This is a genomic window from Pseudomonas sp. MF6751, from assembly GCF_016613265.1.
Taxonomy (GTDB): domain Bacteria; phylum Pseudomonadota; class Gammaproteobacteria; order Pseudomonadales; family Pseudomonadaceae; genus Aquipseudomonas; species Aquipseudomonas fluorescens_BV.
The window spans coordinates 149335-167366 of record NZ_JAENSV010000001.1 but is presented as its reverse complement, the minus strand read 5'-3'; the positions used below and the strand labels follow the sequence as shown (position 1 = coordinate 167366).

13 protein-coding genes are annotated in these 18032 nt (G+C 64.0%); 11 read left to right on the top strand and 2 right to left on the bottom strand.

The window, feature by feature from the left end; translation table 11 throughout:
- On the bottom strand, positions 1-507 hold the full coding sequence (gene tssB, locus JJD66_RS00800; protein ID WP_003195557.1) for a type VI secretion system contractile sheath small subunit: 507 nt from the start codon (positions 505-507) through the stop codon (positions 1-3).
- Between the two features lie 54 nt (positions 508-561).
- Positions 562-1578: a type VI secretion system protein TssA gene (gene tssA, locus JJD66_RS00795; RefSeq protein WP_105228975.1), complete on the bottom strand. Its 1017-nt coding sequence runs from the start codon at positions 1576-1578 to the stop codon at positions 562-564.
- 393 nt (positions 1579-1971) lie between these two features.
- On the opposite strand from tssA, the gene tagH reads away from it, so the two are divergent.
- The 11 genes from tagH to JJD66_RS00740 are packed head-to-tail and all read left to right on the top strand — an operon-like array spanning position 1972 to position 17951.
- Entirely contained in the window at positions 1972-3300 is a 1329-nt protein-coding gene (tagH, locus tag JJD66_RS00790; RefSeq protein WP_198715871.1) for a type VI secretion system-associated FHA domain protein TagH, read from the top strand.
- A 57-nt stretch (positions 3301-3357) separates the two neighbouring features.
- Positions 3358-3867 (top strand): type VI secretion system lipoprotein TssJ, encoded by a 510-nt coding sequence (tssJ, locus tag JJD66_RS00785; protein ID WP_200647420.1) that lies wholly within the window; start codon positions 3358-3360, stop codon positions 3865-3867.
- Between the two features lie 18 nt (positions 3868-3885).
- A complete protein-coding gene (gene tssK / locus JJD66_RS00780) occupies positions 3886-5220 on the top strand; it encodes a type VI secretion system baseplate subunit TssK (RefSeq protein WP_003195550.1) in 1335 nt (444 codons plus the stop codon).
- A gap of 6 nt (positions 5221-5226) precedes the next feature.
- Complete coding sequence (locus tag JJD66_RS00775) at positions 5227-6516, top strand: DotU family type VI secretion system protein (protein WP_200647419.1); 1290 nt, start codon at positions 5227-5229, stop codon at positions 6514-6516.
- Positions 6513-10013 (top strand): type VI secretion system membrane subunit TssM, encoded by a 3501-nt coding sequence (gene tssM / locus JJD66_RS00770; protein WP_200647418.1) that lies wholly within the window; start codon positions 6513-6515, stop codon positions 10011-10013. The genes JJD66_RS00775 and tssM overlap by 4 nt, the downstream gene beginning before the upstream one ends.
- Positions 10010-10663 (top strand): type VI secretion system-associated protein TagF, encoded by a 654-nt coding sequence (gene tagF, locus JJD66_RS00765; RefSeq protein ID WP_200647417.1) that lies wholly within the window; start codon positions 10010-10012, stop codon positions 10661-10663. Before tssM ends, tagF begins: the two co-directional genes overlap by 4 nt.
- Positions 10664-11383: a PP2C family protein-serine/threonine phosphatase gene (locus JJD66_RS00760; protein ID WP_034129104.1), complete on the top strand. Its 720-nt coding sequence runs from the start codon at positions 10664-10666 to the stop codon at positions 11381-11383.
- Positions 11380-14358 carry a serine/threonine-protein kinase gene (locus JJD66_RS00755; protein ID WP_200647416.1) on the top strand — a complete coding sequence of 993 codons (2979 nt, stop codon included), beginning with the start codon at positions 11380-11382 and terminating at the stop codon, positions 14356-14358. Before JJD66_RS00760 ends, JJD66_RS00755 begins: the two co-directional genes overlap by 4 nt.
- A complete protein-coding gene (locus tag JJD66_RS00750) occupies positions 14358-15062 on the top strand; it encodes an ABC transporter ATP-binding protein (protein ID WP_198715880.1) in 705 nt (234 codons plus the stop codon). The genes JJD66_RS00755 and JJD66_RS00750 overlap by 1 nt, the downstream gene beginning before the upstream one ends.
- Entirely contained in the window at positions 15062-16246 is a 1185-nt protein-coding gene (locus JJD66_RS00745) for an ABC transporter permease (RefSeq protein WP_200647415.1), read from the top strand. Before JJD66_RS00750 ends, JJD66_RS00745 begins: the two co-directional genes overlap by 1 nt.
- Entirely contained in the window at positions 16239-17951 is a 1713-nt protein-coding gene (locus JJD66_RS00740) for a formylglycine-generating enzyme family protein (protein WP_200647414.1), read from the top strand. Before JJD66_RS00745 ends, JJD66_RS00740 begins: the two co-directional genes overlap by 8 nt.
- Positions 17952-18032 lie beyond the last annotated feature (81 nt).

Sequence of the window (18032 nt, the reverse complement as noted above, 5' to 3'; positions counted from 1 at the left end):
TTACTGCTCCCCTGCAGGCTTGGGCGCGCTGGCAAGTGCCTGAAGCAATGCCGGGTCCTTGATCGCCTTCATGATGATTTCTTCAGCGCCAGTCTTGCCGTCCATGTAGGTCAGCAGGTTGGCCAATTGGGTGCGGGCTTCGAGCAGCTGGTTCAGCGAGTCGACCTTGCGGGCCACGGCGGCCGGGCTGAAGTCGTCCATGCTTTCGAAGGTGATGTCCAGGCTCAGGTTGCCTTCGCCTGTCAGCTCATTGGGTACGTGGAACGCGACGCGTGGCTGCATGGCCTTGAGGCGTGAGTCGAAGTTGTCGACGTCCACCTCAAGGAACTTGCGGTCGGCCACGGGTGCCAGCGGCTCGGCAGGCTTGCCGGCGAGGTCGGCCATCACGCCCATCACGAAGGGCAACTGGACCTTTTTCTCGGCGCCGTAAAGCTCGACGTCGTACTCGATCTGCACTCGAGGCGCACGGTTGCGCGCGATGAATTTCTGAGAACTTTGCTTCGCCACGTTGCTGCTCCTGGTCGCTTGAGCGACGATGTTGTTACTGCACGGTCCGGCGGCTTACTCGCTGTCGGGGCCGCGCAGGTTTTCAAATTGGGACATGCCATCGGGAATCAGATTGCGAACGATGGCCGCAAAGTCGGCATGTACCAGATTCTTGGCTCGGTTCAACAGCACCGGCAGCGGGCTCGAAGGCTCGTGGCGGGTGTAGTACGCGAGGATTTTGTCGAGGCTGCGCAGCACATCGTCGCGGGTGGCGATGTCGCCCGTCGGGCGAGGGGCTGCGGGCGCGGCGGCGTCGACCGAGGGGGCATTGTCTTCACTGACGGCCTCGGGATCGCTGCTGCTGTCGGTGCCTGGCACCGCTTGATTGAGAAGTTGCAGGGCCTGTTTGAGCGGCTGCTTCAAGGCGCTGAGGTCCACGCCCTGGGCGGAACCGACTTGGTCATTGACCTGTTGCTCAATGGCCTCGCACGCCGCACGCGCCGCGCTCAAGGCATCACGGGTGGCTTGCAGTTGTTCGGGGTCGCTGTCCAGGAACGCGGCGTTGAGTTGCTGGTTGCCCAACTGCTCATCGGCAAAACTCTGCAGGCCGCTGGCGTTGAGCGCGGCGCGCAGGGTCACGGGCCCGAAGGTGCGCGAGCGCGTCAGGATGCTTTCGCGCAGCAGACGAATATTGGTGTCGCAGGTCAGGCCGGTAAGGGCGTTGATGCGCACGGTGGGGTCGTTGTCATCGTCGGCATCCAGGCGCGGGTGCAGATCGGCCCAGTATTGGCGCAGCAAGGCGTCGATCAGCGTGAGGACTTCGGCCAGCCCGGCCACACCCTGGAGGGCGAGGGTGCTTTGCAGCAGAAAGTGGGTGATGCGCAGGTCTTTGCTGCGCTGCAACAGGTCGAGGCTTTGCTGCTGGATGCTGCGCCACTCGGGCGGCTCAGCGGGCAGGATCGAGTCGCCCATGCTGCGTTCGGGTTGGCCCTTGGCATCACGTTCCAACTGCAGAAATTGCGCGTCATATTCCATGTCCTCGCCACAGGGCGACGTCGCGGAAACGGCGGTGAGCAGCAACGGCACATCCACTGAATTCGATCTCCTTATCGGCCCGCTGGATGGCGGGCAATTCATGCACTAGTTGCGTAATGAACTTTGCATGTTTTCTTGGTCATACACTCAGCGCGCCACTACTGTGCCATCACTGATGTTCAAGAAGTTGTGCATTTTTGGTGTAGTACTTATGGCTTGTCAAGGTAAGCTATTCGCCCTCTGTGACAGATGTGCGGTGTTTAACAACCTGCGCGACTGGCGAGTCGAAAGGCGCGCCCAGAGCGGATTTTTGTCATGGAAGCCAGTTAAGATCAGCGATCATGCTGGTAAAAGCAGATTTTGGCGGTCGTTTGTACGACAGGACGGGACTCTCCAGGGCGGTGCTGCCTCCTGGGTAGACTGCGCGCGATGTATCAGCAAGGAGGCAAGATGTCGCTGTGTTTGACTATCACTAGTTATCACAAGATCACCCCTGGGCAATGCCCCGAAAAGTCCATGGATCAGGGCGTGATGGCTATTGGCCGTAGTTCTGACAATGACTGGGTATTGCCCGATCCTGAGCGTCTCGTCTCTTCGCAACATTGCGTTATTCAATACAAAGATGGCCGTTATTATTTGACCGATAACAGCACCAATGGTGTGGAGTTGGTCAAGGCGGGTATTCGTATGCGTCGGGGTAACAGCGAGCCGTTGCAAGATGGCGAGTTGATCCGCATCGGCGATTACGAAATCCAGGCGCGCATCGACTTCAACGTGCAGGCCATCGACAGCCAACCATTTGCCGGTGACTCACCCAACAGCTTTGAAGCGCTGATGGGCGCCGTGGCGAGCCAACCTGTGCCCACGCCGATGATCGCGCCGCAGTTCCAGGGCGCCTCGTCCATGGAAACCTTGCCAGACCTATTCGACTTCCTCAGCCCCACCGCCGTGCCGCCGCCCACCGTGGCGGACCATGTGCCGTCCGAGCAACACGATTTTCGCCCCCCGGCTCCAGTGGCCGTGCCGGCGCCCGAAAAGCCATTGGTGCAAGGCTCGGTGATTCCCGAAGACTGGGACCTGTTCAGCGACGCGCCCGCACCCGTCGTCAATGCTGCGCCCGCCCCAGCACCGATCATCCCGCCGCCGCCCGTGGTCGAGCCTGTTGCGCTCCCCGTGGCCAATGCCGAGCCACCACCGGACCTCCTGCAAGCCTTCCTGCGCGGTGCGGGCCTGGATCAGTTGCGCCTGGACAAAGCCGACGCCTGCGCGCAGATGGAAAGCATCGGCCGCAGCTACCGGCTGATGGTCGAGGGCCTGATCGACGTATTGCGCGCCCGTGCCAGCCTCAAGGGCGAGTTCCGCATGCAGCAGACGATGATCCGCCCCGCCGAAAACAACCCATTGAAATTCGCCCCGAATGCCGATGAAGCGTTACTGCTGTTGCTGCGTCATGGCAACCAGGCGTTCATGGCGCCGGACCTTGCCGTACGTGACAGTTTCGACGACCTGCGCGCCCACCAGTTGGCCGTGATGGCTGGCGTGGAAGCGGCGATCAAGCACCTGCTCACGCGGTTTGAACCGGCGCAATTGGAGGAGCGCATGGGCAAACCCGGCGGCCTCTCCAGTCTGTTCAACGGTTCGCGCCAGGCCCAGTACTGGCAGCAGTTCACCGAGCTCTACAGCAACATTTCCCGCGAGGCCCAGGACGATTTCCAGGACTTGTTCGGTCGTGAATTCAGCCGGGCCTACGAAGAACACAGTGCACGACAGCGACGCTGAAAACGCCTCGCACCAATGGATAAAACGGATAGCTAAATACGTCATTGAGGACGCAGGATGATTCCCAGGTTTTTACTCGCAGCCGCCACCGTGCTGCTGCTGACGGCGTGTGCCAACGACACTGCCAAACCCCAGGCGGCTGCCGAGGCCGAAGCTGACACGGCCGCCGTTGAGCTGCATTTTCACGCGATTGCCGGGCTTAACCCCGGTGCCAACGGCCAGGCCGCGCCGGTGCGGGTGCGCATTTTCGAATTGAAAAACGCCGCGACCTTTTCACGCTCCGATTACTTCGCCCTGGCTGACCGTGCGCAATCCACCCTCGGCCTCGACCTGCTGGACCAGGACGAAGTGATGGTGCAGCCCGGCCAGCAGCTGAGCCTGCAGCGCGATCTCGACCCGTCCACGCGCCAGATCGGCTTGCTGGTGGGCTACCGCGAGTTGGACCGTGCGCAATGGCGCACGGTCATCAACGTGCCGCCGCGCCAATACAGCGAATACCAGATCAGCCTCGACGTGCATGCCGTGCGCGCCGACGTCGTGGTTTCCCCATCCAGCCCAGCCCAATAACAAGCAATCGGAGCCCCCATGTCCTGGAACAATCGCGTGGTCTGGTCGGAAGGCATGTTCATCGGAACGCAGCACTTCCAGCAGCATGACCGTTACCTGGAAAACCTGATCGATGCCCGCAGCCGCCCGTTGTCGGCGGGTGCCTGGGGATTCTCCGAGCTGCTGATCGACCAGGGCCTGCTGGCCCAGGGCAAGCTGGCGATCGTGTCGGCCCGCGGCCTGTTGCCCGATGGCACGCCGTTCAATATTCCCCAGGACGACCTGGCACCGAGCCCGTTGAATATCGACGACAACCTGCGCGACGGCCTGGTTTACCTGGCCCTGCCGCTCAAGCGTGCCGGCGCCCGTGACACGGTGGACGAGGGCGAGGCCCTGGAAGCCGCGCGCTACGTGAGCCAGGTGCGTGAAGTGCGCGACGACAACGCCCCGTTCGAAAACCGTGCACCGGTGGCCGTGGGGTCGCGGGCGTTGCGCCTGCTGACGGCGCAGGACGGCATCAGCGACTACGCCGCCATCGGCCTGGTACGCATCAAGGAAAAGCGTGCCGACCGTGCGTTGGTGCTCGATGATACTTACATCCCGCCCGTGCTGGACGTGGCCGCGAGCAAACCGCTGACGGCCTTTCGCAGTGAACTGCTGGGCCTGTTGCACCAGCGTGGCGAAGCCCTGGCCGGCCGCGTGGTGGCCTCGGGCGCCGGTGGTGCCTCGGAGATCGCCGACTTCATGCTGCTGCAACTGGTCAACCGCGCCCAGCCGCTGATCCAGCACTTCAGCCAGTTGAGCCCGTTGCACCCGGAGCGCTTCTTCAGCGAACTGGTCAGCCTGGCCGGTGAGTTTTCCACCTTCTCAACCTCCAGCCGTCGCCCCCAGGAATACCCGCAGTACCAGCACGATGACCTGGCCCTGAGCTTCATGCCGGTGATGGCGGCCTTGCGTGAGGCGCTGTCGATGCTCATCGACAGCAAGGCCACGCCGATCCCGATTGTGGAGAAAGCCTACGGCATCCATGTGGCGATGTTGGCCGACAAGACCCTGCTCGACAACGCCAGTTTCATCCTCGTGGTACGCGCCGATGTGCCCGGCGAAACCCTGCGTGCGCGTTTCGGCCAGCAGAGCAAGGTCGGCTCGGTGGAGCACATCCGCGACATGGTCAACCTGCAACTGCCGGGCATCGGCCTGCTGCCGTTGCCGGTGGCGCCGCGCCAATTGCCTTACCACGCCGGCAGCACCTACTACGAGCTGGACCGTGGCAGCGAGCACTGGCAGCAGCTGAATAATTCCGGCGGTTTCGCCTTCCATATCGCCGGGCAGTTCCCGGGCTTGAACCTGGCCTTCTGGGCGATCCGAGGATAATTGGCGATGCATCCCAATGATGATGACCGCACCCAGTTCATGCCGCGCCCGGGTGGCCGAGAGCCTGCACCCGCGCGTGCCGAACCTGCGCCGCTGTCGATGCCGGCTGCGCCGATCCTTACCGGCAAGAGCCAGGGCCTCAACCCGCTGGAAAGTGCCGCCGGCCCGTTGCTGGCGTTGTTGACGCGGTTGCGCAACACCATCGCCCATCCCGCGCCGGCCAGCCTGCGTGCGCAGTTGCTGGCGTACCTGCGCCAGTTCGAAGAACGCGCCGAAGCCGCCGGTGTGGCACGCAATGAAGTGCTGTTGGCCCGTTACGCGCTGTGCACTGCCTTGGATGAAGCGGTGCTGAGCACGCCGTGGGGCAGCACCAGTGACTGGGGTAAGCAGAGCCTGCTGATCACCGTGCACAACGAAGCCTGGGGTGGCGAAAAGGTTTTCCAGTTGCTTGACCACTGTCTGCAAAGCCCACGGGAACGCCTGTACCTGCTGGAGCTGTTGTACCTGTGCATGTGCCTGGGTTTTGAAGGGCGTTACCGCGTGATGACCGACGGGCGCAGCCAGTTGGAAGCCTTGCGTGAACGCACCGCCGCAGCGATACGCAGCGCCCGTGGCGAGCACGAGCGTGAGCTGTCGCCGCACTGGCGCGGTGTGACCGTGGCCCGTGATCGCCTGGCGCAATTCATGCCGCCATGGATTGCCGTGGCGATTGGCTTGGCGCTGCTGTTGGCGTTGCTGTTCGGCCTGCGCATGAAGCTGGCCTCGGACGCCGAGCCGGTGTTCAAGAATATTCATGCCCTGGGCGAGATCCCGGTGCAGGCCATCGACCGTCCGGTGGCGCAGCCCAAAGTGATTGAGCGCCCGCGCCTGGCCGGGTTCCTGGCCGATGACATCAAGGCCGGCCGCGTGGCGGTGGAAGACAAGGTTGACCGCTCTGTGGTGACCATTCGTGGCGATGAGCTGTTCGCCTCGGCCAGCTCCAGCATCGTCGATGACTACCAGCCGCTGATGCTGCGCATCGCTGAAGCCATTCGCAAGGTCAAGGGCCAGGTGCGTGTCACCGGGCACAGCGACAATCGCCCGATTGCCACGTTGCGCTTCCCGTCCAACTGGGCGTTGTCCGAAGCCCGGGCCAAGTCAGTGCTGGAAATTCTCGCGGCCAAGACCGGCCAGGCCGAGCGCTTCAGTGCCGAAGGCCGCAGCGACACCGAGCCGTTGGCCACCAACAGTACTGCCGAAGGTCGTGCCCGCAATCGTCGGGTTGAAATCACCGTATTGGCGGAGGGCGTCGAGTGAAGGCGTTTTTCAGTTTCATGATTCGCTGGGTGATCCCCGTGCTGGGCCTGATTGCCCTGAGCCTGATCATCTGGTTTGTTGGCCCGCTGCTGGACGTGCTGGTGCCCGAAGGGCGCCGTTGGGCGCTGATCGTGCTGGTGTTTGCGCTGTGGGTGGCCTACCGCGTGTTCCGCATTATCCAGGCCCGTCGCCAGGCCGCCGAAGTGATGCGCAGCCTGGCCGCAGAAACCCCGGTCGACCCCAACAGCGTTGCGACCGCCGAAGAGCTGTCCACGCTGCGCCAGCGCATGGACGAAGCCCTGGCACTGCTGAAAAAGGCCAAGCTGGGCGGCGATGAGCGCCGCAACCTCTACGAGTTGCCGTGGTACGTGATCATCGGCCCGCCGGGCTCGGGCAAGACTACCGCGTTGGTCAATTCCGGGCTGCATTTCCCGCTGGCGGCGCAATTGGGTGCCGGTGCGGTGCGGGGCGTGGGTGGTACGCGCAACTGCGACTGGTGGTTTACCGACCAGGCTGTATTGCTCGACACCGCTGGCCGCTATACCACCCAGGACAGCAACTCCACGGTGGACAAAGCCGCCTGGCTGGGCTTTCTCGACTTGCTGAAAAAGCAGCGTTCGCGCCGTCCGATCGACGGGGCGTTTATCGCCATCAGCCTCTCGGATCTGCTGCTGGGCACCGACGCCGAGCGCGCAGCCCATGCCGCCGCGATTCGCCTGCGCATCCAGGAGTTGTATACGCAGTTGGGCGTGCGTTTCCCCATCTACCTGATGCTCACCAAGCTCGACCTGGTGCCGGGCTTCATGGAGTTCTTCGACAACCTGAGCAAGGAAGAGCGCGCCCAGGTGTGGGGCATGACCTTTGCCCTGGACGACGGCAAAAACAGCGACAGCCCGCTGGCGCACCTGCAAACCGAGTTCGCGGGCTTGGAGCAGCGTCTCAACGAACGCCTGGTCGAGCGCTTGCAACAGGAACGCGACCCGGCACGACGTGATCTGATCTACGGCTTCCCGCAGCAGTTCGGCGCGCTGAAAGATTGCCTGCAAAGCTTTCTCGAAGGCGTGTTCAAACCCAATGCCTTTGAAGAGCGCGTGTTGCTGCGTGGCGTGTACTTCACCAGCGGCACCCAGGAAGGCAGCCCGATTGACCGCCTGATCGGTGCCATGGCCCAGAGCATGAACCTGGACCGCCAGCACCTGGCGCGCCAGAGCGGCACCGGGCGCAGTTACTTCATCGAAAGACTCTTCACCGCCGTGGCCTTTGCCGAGCGTGGTTTGGTGGGTGTGAACCCGAAGGTCGAACGGCGTCGCAAGTGGATTGCGCGTGGCGTACTGGCGGCCACCGTCGCCCTGGTGGTGGTGGTCAGCGGCCTGTGGTGGGTGAGCTATCGCGCCAACCAAGCGTATATCGCCCAGGTCGATCAGAAGGTCGCGCCACTGGGCCAGACCGTACAGAACCTGAGCCCGGCACAACGGGAAGTGCTCGCCGTGCTGCCGTTGCTCAACGCGGTGAAGAACCTGGCGGGGGACTCACCGAGCTGGTCCGAAGGGCTGGGGCTGTACCAGGGCGATATGCTCGAAGCCGAGTCCGCCAGCGTGTACCGCAAACTCTTGATCGCCGTGTTCGCGCCACGCCTGGTGACGCGTATCGAAGAGCAGCTGCACGGCGGCGGCAACTCGGACTTTCTCTATGAGGGCCTCAAGGCTTACCTGATGCTCGCCGACACCGAGCATTACGACCCGGACTTCATCAAGGCCTGGATCGCCCTGGACTGGGACCGCAACCTGCCCCGCGACCTGCCGGCCGACCAGCGTCAGGCCCTGGCCGGGCACTTGCAAGCGCTGTTCGAACGCCACCCGCCGAGCGCGCGCCTGGACCCACGCCTGATCGACGACCTGCGTCGCCAATTGCAGCAATTGCCGGTAGCCCAGCGCGTGTACGACCGCGTCAAGCGCCAGAAGCTGCCCGAGGGTATCCCAGACTTTCGTCTCAATGAGGCCGCCGGTCGCGATGCCGCACTGGTGTTCAGCCGCAAGAGCGGCAAGCCGTTGGGCGAGCCGTTGAGTGGTTTCTTCACTGCCAAGGGCTATCGCCAGGCGTTCTTGCTCAGCAGCCTGAACCAGGCCGGCACCCTGGCCGAAGAGCAATGGGTGCTGGGCCATGAACAGGCCGACCAGCAGAACGTGGTGAGCCTGGCCGCCGACGTGCGCCGCTTGTACTTCCAGGATTACCAGCGCCAGTGGGACGCGTTGCTCGCCGACATCGACTTTGTGCCGATCACCAGCGTGGCACAGGCCGCCGATGTGCTGCGGGTGATTTCCGGTCCCACCTCGCCGCTGAAAAAACTGTTGGTGGCGGTCGCCAGGGAAACCGACCTGCAAGCCGAAGAACGCCAACTGGCCGCCAAAGGCGTGCCGGTGGAAGGCGGCGTGGACAAGCTCAAGGAGCGCCTCGGCAGCTTGCTGGGCGAGGCGCAACCGACGGCGAATGCCCCGGCACCGGCGGATGATCCTGTGACCGCGCACTTTGCCGAACTCAACAGCATCGTCAGCAAAAACGAAGGCGAACCGGCGGCCATCGACGGCCTGCTGTCGGACATGAATGCGCTGTATGTGCAGGTTAGCGCCATGGTCGGTGCCAGCGGCGATGCCTTGCTCGGCGAGGCCAAGAACCAGGCGGCGGCTGCCGCCACGCGGGTCAGCCTGAACGCCGAGCGCCAGCCGCCGCTGGTGCAGGGCATGGTCAAGTCGGTGGTCAATTCCACCACCAACAGCATGATGGGCGGGGTGCGTAACCAGCTGAACGCGGCCTGGGTCAGTGAAGTGGTCAACGTGTATCGCCAGTCGTTGGCCGGGCGCTACCCGATGTCGCCGGGCAGTGCGCGGGACGCCACCCTGGATGACTTCGGCCAGTTTTTCGGTGTGGGCGGGGTGATGGACAACTACTTCCGCAAATACCTGCAGCCCTATGTGGACACGTCGGCACAGACCTGGCGCTGGCAACCGGGGGCGGCGCAGAAGCTGGGGATTGCTCCTGGCGTGCTGCAAACCTTCCAGCGGGCGGCGACGATTCGGGACGCGTTCTTCCGCTCCGGTGGCACCCAACCCATCGTGCGTTTCGAACTCAAGCCGGTGTCGATGGACCCCACCATCACCCAGTTCCTGCTTGACCTGGACGGCCAGCAATTGAGCTACGACCACGGCCCGAGCCGCCCGGTAGCGATGCAATGGCCGAACCCCGGCAGCATTGGCGTGGTGCGTATTTCTATCATGCCGCCGTCGGCCAGTGGTCGCTCCGGTATCACCCTGGACGGCCCGTGGGCCTGGTTCCGTCTGCTGGAGCAATCAGACCTCACGGCAGGCAACTCGCCGGACCGTTTCAACCTGCGCCTGCGGGTCGATGGTGCGAGCATCGCCTACGAGTTGCGCGCCAACAGTGCGTTCAACCCATTCAAGAGCCGCGTGCTCAGCGGCTTCAGCCTGCCGGAGCGGCTATGACGGCCCTGGGTTTCTACGGCAAGTTGGCCAGCCGCGGGGACTTCGTCAGCCGCGCCTTGCCCCAGAGCTTTATCGGCCCGTGGGACAACTGGCTGGCAGCGGGTTTGCTCGCCAGCCAGAACAGCCTCGGCGCTGACTGGCTGAATGCGTACCTGGTCAGCCCGTTGTGGCGCTTTGTGCTGGCGCCGGGCGTGTGCGGGCCGGATGCGGCGGCGGGCGTGGTGATGCCGAGCATTGACCGGGTTGGGCGGTATTTTCCGCTGGCGGTGGTGACCTTGCTGGATCACGACACCGACCCGGCGTCGCTGGTGGGCGGTTCGGACGCCTGGTTCGAGCAGGCTGAAACCTTGTTGCTCAGCACCCTCGACAGCGGCGCGACCTTCGAAAGCTTCAACGCCGGGCTCGACGAGTTGGGCGTGCCGGCCAGCGAGCCGCGGGCGGTGGACAGCCGTTTCGCCGGCCTGCAAAGGGTGGCAGCCACCGTGCCGCACCAGCGTATGACCGCGCTGGCCGAACAGGCGTGCGAGGGCGCAAGCCTGTGGTGGGGGCGAGGTTCGCAGCGTATCTCCCCCGGTTTATTACGGTGCCAGGGCCTGCCTGCCGCCAGCGATTTTGCGCAGTTTTTGCTCGGACAAGAAGGTGTGGTGTAGATGGGCGTGACGTACGAATCCGCGAGCAAAAGCCATGTGGGCATGGTTCGCCAAGTCAACGAAGATGCCTTTCTGGATCTGCCGGAAAACCGCCTGTGGGTGGTGGCCGATGGTATGGGCGGGCACGCGGCGGGGGACTATGTCAGCAGCTTGATCGTCGATAGCCTGCGCCATGTGCCGCTGGGCCGCTCCCTGGACGAATACTCGGCGGCGCTGCGCAATGACCTGCTGCGCATCAACGCGGCCGTGCGCGAAGAAACCGCCAACCGTGGCGTGACTATGATGGGCAGCACCGTGGTGGTGTTCGCCGCGCGCGGCTTGCGCGGGGTGTGCCTGTGGGCCGGCGACAGTCGCCTGTATCGCTTGCGCGACGGCGTGCTGGAAAGCATTTCCCGCGACCACAGCTACGTACAAGACCTGCAAGACAGCGGCCTGCTCAGCGAAGCCGACGCCCGGACACACCCGCGCTCCAATATCGTCACCCGCGCTATTGGCGTGGAGGCCCAGTTAGACGTCGCCTCAGTGGACCTGTTGATCGCTCCCGGCGACAGCTATTTGCTGTGCAGTGATGGCCTCAACAAAACCGTCGAAGACCACGAAATCCGCGACGTGCTCAGCCATGACGCGCCGGATGAAATCGTGCGCAGCCTGGTGCACCTGGGCCTCAACCGAGGCGCACCGGACAACATCACCACCCTCGTTGTGAAGGTCTCGTCATGAACATCGTCATTCCGGGTTATGACATCGAAGGCGAGATTGGCGAAGGCGCCATGGCCAGCGTGTACCTGGCGACCCAGCGCTCGCTGGAGCGCAAGGTGGCGCTGAAGGTGATGGCGGCGGCGCTGGCGGCCGACCCGAGTTTCTGCGAACGCTTCCTGCGCGAGGGCAAGACCCTGGCGCGCTTGTCACACCCGCACACGGTGACCATCCATGACATCGGCAACGTCGGTGAGCTGTATTACATGGCCATGGAATACCTGCCCAACGGCACGCTCAAGGAGCGCATTGCTGCTGGGCTGACCCCGGAGCAGGGCGTGACGCTCATCCGCCAGATTGCCTCGGCCCTGGGCTATGCCCATGCCCAAGGGCTGGTGCACCGCGACGTCAAGCCGGCGAACATTCTGTTCCGGGCCGATGGCACGGCGGTGTTGTCGGACTTCGGGATTGCCAAGTCGCTGGACGATCGCACCCAATTCACCCAGGCCGGGTTTGCCGTGGGCACGCCGAGCTACATGAGCCCCGAGCAGGCGCGGGGCCAGGAGATTGATGGCCGCGCCGACCTCTACGCGCTGGGCGTGGTGCTGTATGAAATCCTCGTCGGCAAGCTGCCTTACAACGGCACCGATGCGCTTTCCACCGCTCTGGCGCACTTGACTGAACCCTTGCCGGAATTGCCGGTGCATCACGGGCGCTACCAGGGTGTGCTGCGCAAGTTGTTGGCCAAGGACCCGGCGGAGCGTTATCCGGATGCGGCAGCGTTGTTGTTGGCGCTGGATCAACTGCCGGCTGATGAATCGGATGCCACGCTGGTACGGCCGCTGCCGATTCCATTGAGCGTTGATCTGGCGGGCATCACGCCTGTCACCATCGATATCCCGACGGATAAACCGCAGCCGCAGCCAATAGTGCGTCAACCGGTGGTCACGCCGACGCAGCACAATGCTCCGTCCGAGCAGCGCCGTGGGCCGGTATTGGCCTTGGCCGCCGTGGCGGTCGCCGTCGCGTTGGCCATTGGCGGCGCCAGCTACTGGTGGTTGAACGGCGGCGATGAACCGGCCCAGCCGCCAGCCGCCGTGGCGCCCAAGGTGACGCCGCCCGTGGCTGTCGCTGAAGTGGATGGCGGTCAGCGCCCGTTGCTGATGGCAGGCAAGAAAACCTTGTTCCAGCGTGTACTCAGCAAACCCGGCGCCCAGCTTTCAGTGGACGCTGGGAGCCCGCCGGGTAAAGCGCTGCCGGCGTTTTCCGTGCTCTACGTGTATCAGCGCAAAGAGGTCGATGGCAGCCAGTGGGTACGCGTCGGCGCCGCTACCGATGGTCGCAGCGACGGTTGGCTGCCGGCCTCCCAGGTCAGCGACTGGAAACAAAGCCTGGTGCTCAAGTTCACCGAGCGCTCAGGCCGGGCGCCCGTGATGTTCCTGCGCCAGCCCGGTGAGGTGGAAAAACTGCTGGCCGACCCTGCCGCAGCGAAAAGCGCCTTGGCCAAGGCGCAGAACAACCGTGAAGACAACCAGCAAGTTCTGGCCCTGGAACCCACTGCCAGCGCGGTGCCGCAGAACCAGTTCTACCTGTTGCCGATCTTCGATTCCAAGGAGAGCTTCGACGACAACGGCCAGCCGGTGCAGTTGCTCAACGTGGCCTCCATCGACCCAGGCAGCCGCGCCGCTGCCAAACCGGTCAGCCCGACGCTCAGCGCCAATGCCGACGCGTTCCGCACGGCGGTGGTGCTGGTGGTGGACACCACCGTGTCGATGCAGCCCTACATCGACCAGATTCGCGACGTGGTGCATGAGCTACAAACCCGCATTGCCGAGCGCGGCGAGTTGGACAGCGTCAGCTTCGGCATGGTCGGCTTTCGCAGCAGCATCCAGAAAACCCCGGGCCTTGAGTATGTCGCCAAGACCCTGATCAGCCTCGACCAAGGCCGCGACCCGCAGCGCTTTCTGGATATGGCGCGCCAGGTCAAAGCGTCGACGGTGTCCAGCCACTCGTTCAACGAAGATGCGTTTGCCGGGGTGATGCAGGCAGTGGACGGCATGGATTGGTCCGGCTACGGCGGGCGCATCATCCTGCTGGTCTCCGATGCCGGCGCGCTGCGCAAGAACGACCCGTTCGCCGCCACCCAGATGAACGAAGCCGAAGTGCGCCAGGCGGCGCTGGGCAAGCAGATCAAAATCTACGCGCTGCACCTGCGCACCGACGCTGGCAAGAAAACCCATGCCGGCGCCGAGAGCCAGTATCGCGTTCTCACCGCCGACGCCAACCCGCAGATCGGCGACCTGTATACGCCAGTGCCAGGGGGCGATGTGCGCAAGCTGGGTGAGCGCGTCGATGAGATCGGCACGGTGTTCGCCAACCTGGTGCACCAGGTGCGCAGCAATACGCCGCAGCCAGTGCCGTTGCTCAGTGCCGCGCCGAGTCTGGCGGACAAGTCCACCGCCGTCGGCTATGCCATGCACATGGACTTTCTCGGGCGCAGGACCGCGAGTCAGGCACCGCAATTGGTCAGCGCCTGGACGGCGGACCGCGACCTGACCAACCCGGCGCTGCCAGCGTTCCAGGTGTGCGTGATGCTGACCAAGCTGCAACTCAACGACCTGCAACAATCGTTGAAGTTGATCGTGGATGCGGCGCGCAAGACCCAAAGCTCGCCCAAGGATTTCTTCCAGGAGATCGCCAGCGCCTCGGCCTATATGAGCCGCGACCCGCAGGCCCTGCGCAAGGGCGGCAACCTGGCTGACGGCGGCCTGCTCGGTGAATACCTGGAGGGCCTGCCGTACCGCAGCAAGTCGCTGAACATGACCCAGGACCTGTGGTTGTCATTGAGCGTGGCCGAGCAGGAAGACTTTATCGATGAGCTGGATTCGAAAATCCGCCTGTATGAAACCTTCCATAACGACGTGGCCAACTGGGTCCGTTTCGGCGATGCCGAACCGGGCGATGCGTTGTACCGCGTGCCACTGTCGACGCTGCCGTAATGCTGAACCTGAGTGCGGTGCACAAGAGCCGAGGCGTCGGTAGCCAGCGCTACAGCCTGGTGATCCCTGCGTTGCAGCTGGGCGCGGGTGAACAACTGGCAATTGTCGGCCCCAGTGGTTGCGGCAAGAGCACCTTGCTCGACCTGCTGGCGCTGGTGTTGGCGCCGGATCAGGTGGGGCAGTTTGCATTCAACCAACACGACATCGGCGCGCTGTGGCGTGCCGACCGGCAATCGGCGCTGGCCGCGTTGCGCAGCCAGCATCTGGGCTATGTGCCGCAGACTGGGGGGTTGCTGGGGTTTCTGGATGTGCGCGGCAATATCGCGCTGTCGCGCCAACTACTGGGCTTGCAGGACGACGGCCGCGTGGCGCGCCTGGCTGAGCAGTTGCAGATCAGCGATCAGTTGGCCAAGCGCCCGACCGCATTGTCGGTGGGCCAACGCCAGCGGGTCAGTTGTGCGCGGGCTCTGGCCCATGGGCCGCAACTGGTGCTGGCCGATGAGCCGACGGCGTCCCTGGACCCGCTCAACGCCGAGCGCGTGATGCAGGCGCTGCTGGCCCAGGCCCGCGAACACCGTACGGCCTGTGTGATCGCCACCCATGACGAACCGCTGGCCCGCGCCAGTGGCTTGCAGGTACGACGTATCAGTTGCCAGCGCGATCCAGACGGTGGCGTCACCGCAACCCTCGGGGAGGCGTGCTGATGCGCATCGGCCTGGTTGCTTCGCTTGCGTGGCAGGACTACCGCAACGATGGGTGGCTGTCGGCCTGCTCGGTGTTGGCATTGGTGGCGGTTATCGCGCCATTGCTGGTGTTATTCGGGCTGAAATTTGGACTGGTTAGCAGTTTGACCGAACGCTTGGAGACCGACCCCGCCAGCCGTGAAATCATCCCGTTGGGCGGTGGTCGATTCAGGGCGACGTTTATCGCGCAACTGGGTGAGCGCAGCGATGTGGCGTTTGCTGTGCCGCGCACACGGCAGATTGCGGCCACGGCGCAGGTGGGCACCTTGACCCTGGAAATGCTGCCGACTGCCGCAGGCGACCCGTTGTTGGCAGGCTTGCCGATGCCCCACGGCCTGGACCAGATCGTGCTCAGCCATACCGCCGCCGAAAAGCTCGCGGCAAGGCCCGGTGACTGGCTGGAAACTAGCTTTGCGCGGCAAGTGGCGGGGCGCGTCGAGGCCCAGCGCACGCGGTTGCAGGTGCTGGCGGTGTTGCCGCTGGAGGCGTTCGCTCGCGAGGGTCTGTTTGCCGATCTGGCGTTGCTGGAGGCAGCGGAAGATTACCGCGATGGCCGTGCGGTGCCGGCGTTGGGTTGGGCCGGTGAAGCGGCGAGTGTGAGTGAACAGCGTATCTACCCGGCGTTTCGCCTGTATGCGCGCAGCCTCAGTGATGTGGAACCGTTGCGGGTGTATTTCGCCGGGCAGAACCTGTTGGTTTCAACCCAGGCGCACACCATCGCTCAAGTGCAATCGTTGAGCCGCAACCTGTCGATTGTGTTCTGGATCATCGCCGGGTTGGCGTTGGCCGGGGCGTTTGCGGCGATTTTCGCGGGCACCCTGGCGGCGGTGGCGCGCAAGCACCGTGAACTCTCGGTGTTGCGCCTGCTGGGGTTTTCCACCGCCGCGTTGTTGCTGTTTGTGCTGCTGCAAGCGCTATACAGCGCGGGTTTTGCCGCTGTGCTCAGCGTTGGGCTGTATGGCCTGGCTGAGGCGGCGTTGAACAAGCTTTTTGTGCAGGTGCCAGGCGAGTACGCCAGCCATCTGTTGGCGTGCCATTACGGCCTGGCCTTGGTGGCGGTGCTCGGCGTCAGCGCCGTGGCGGCCGCCTGTGGTGGTTGGCGGGTGGCCCGTATCCAGGCTTCTGAAGGAATCAGAGATGTATAAATTACTGGGCGCCTGCGTGGCGCTGAGCCTGGCCTCGCTGGCCTGGGCTGATGAAGCAAGTGACAAGCTCGACAACCCCAAGCCGTTGCCGGACGACGTGAGCCTGCCGCTGCCCTGCGAAGGTAACATGGTATTCCGCTACGCCTACATTCTGGCCCAGGGCACCCTGGATGACCGTGAAATCAACCTGGGCTACCCCTTTGCCGAAGGCGAGGCGGGTTATCAGCAGTCGTTTATTTCCGGCTACCGCCGCGACTTCATCAACGGCCAGTTCACCCTCAAAGACTTGCCCAAAGACTGGAGCAAGGTCATCGCGCCGCAGATGCCGAAGACCGACGCCAAGACCCCGCTCAAGCCCATGCTGTACTTCATCGGCAAATACGAAGTGACTGCGCGCCAGTACGCCCAGGTGATGGCCCAGGCGCAATCCCTGGCCAGCGGCGAACCGGCGCCGGCGTGTGAGGCGCCCACCGGTATGGCCGGACGTTTGCCCAAGGTGAAACTGTCGCGCTTTGAAGCCGAGCGTTTCTCGGCGGTGTACAGCGCCTGGCTGATGAAATACCACCGCGAACTGCTGCCGGTGAGCGGGCGCGGTGCGTCGGCCGAAGACGGTGGCCTGGGCTTTGTGCGCCTGCCCACCGAAGTGGAGTGGGAGTACGCCGCGCGCGGCGGCCAGGCGGTGAGCCGCCAGGACCTGGAAGGCCGGCTGTATCCACGGCGCGCCGAGGGCAGTGAAAGCGATGGCCCGCTGGCCGATTACGCGGTGTTCAACCAAGTGGCCGGCGGCACCGGCCAGGCGGCGCGATTGATGCCCATCGGCACCAAATTGCCTAACCCCATCGGCATGTTCGACGTGATCGGCAACGCCGCGGAAATGGTCCAGGAATCCTTCCAACTGGTACACGCCGGCCGCCGCCAGGGCACCTACGGCGGCTTTGTGGTCAAGGGCGGCAACTACCTGGAAGGCGAGGGCACGTTGTTCACCGGCATGCGCCGCGAATACCCGCTGTTTGCTGCTGATGGCACCGAGCAAAGCAACGAGACCACCGGTTTTCGCGTGGCGATTGGCGCGTTGTCGGCGCCGCGCTCGCGCTACAAGGAGCTGTTCGCCCAGTGGCAGAAGGAGGGCCGCCTGGCCGCGCTGACCGATGCCATCGACGACGCCCAGGACCCGACCAAACGCCTGGACAGCATCATCGCCGCTAGTGTCGATCCCAAGCTGCAAGCCGAACTGGGCCTGGTCAACGAAGAGCTCAAGCGCAACGTGTCGCTGATCGCCCAGCAACGCGAAGAAGCGGCGGGCAATTTGATCCAGTCGGCGGCGTTGGTGGCCGAGACCATCAGCAACTACAACATCCGCCTGGCCAACCTGCGGAAGAGTCGCCAGCAGGCGGTGGACAGCAAGGACGAGGCCAGCACGCAGCTGTTCGACATGGCCATCACCAATGGACGCAGCGCGTTGGATGGCGCGGTGGCGATTTACATCGACAACCTGGCCACCGGCACGCGCTACACCGATGCGGTGATCCAGGCGCAGTTTCAACGGATCAAGGAAGAGTTGGATCGCAAGCCAGTGCTCGGTAAGAGCCTGGTGACGCGCGCGACACTGTTCGTTCGCCATGTCGGCAACTACCGCAAGCAACAGCGGGCCGACCCGGCAACGATCTTGAAGGAATTGCTCGCAGCGAGCGGTCAGCGGTCTTGATCGTTGGCTGTCTAGCGAGCTTGGAAGGGACTCAGGCGGCGGTGGGCCGTGCTGGGCAAGTCAAACTTAACAGAGATCACA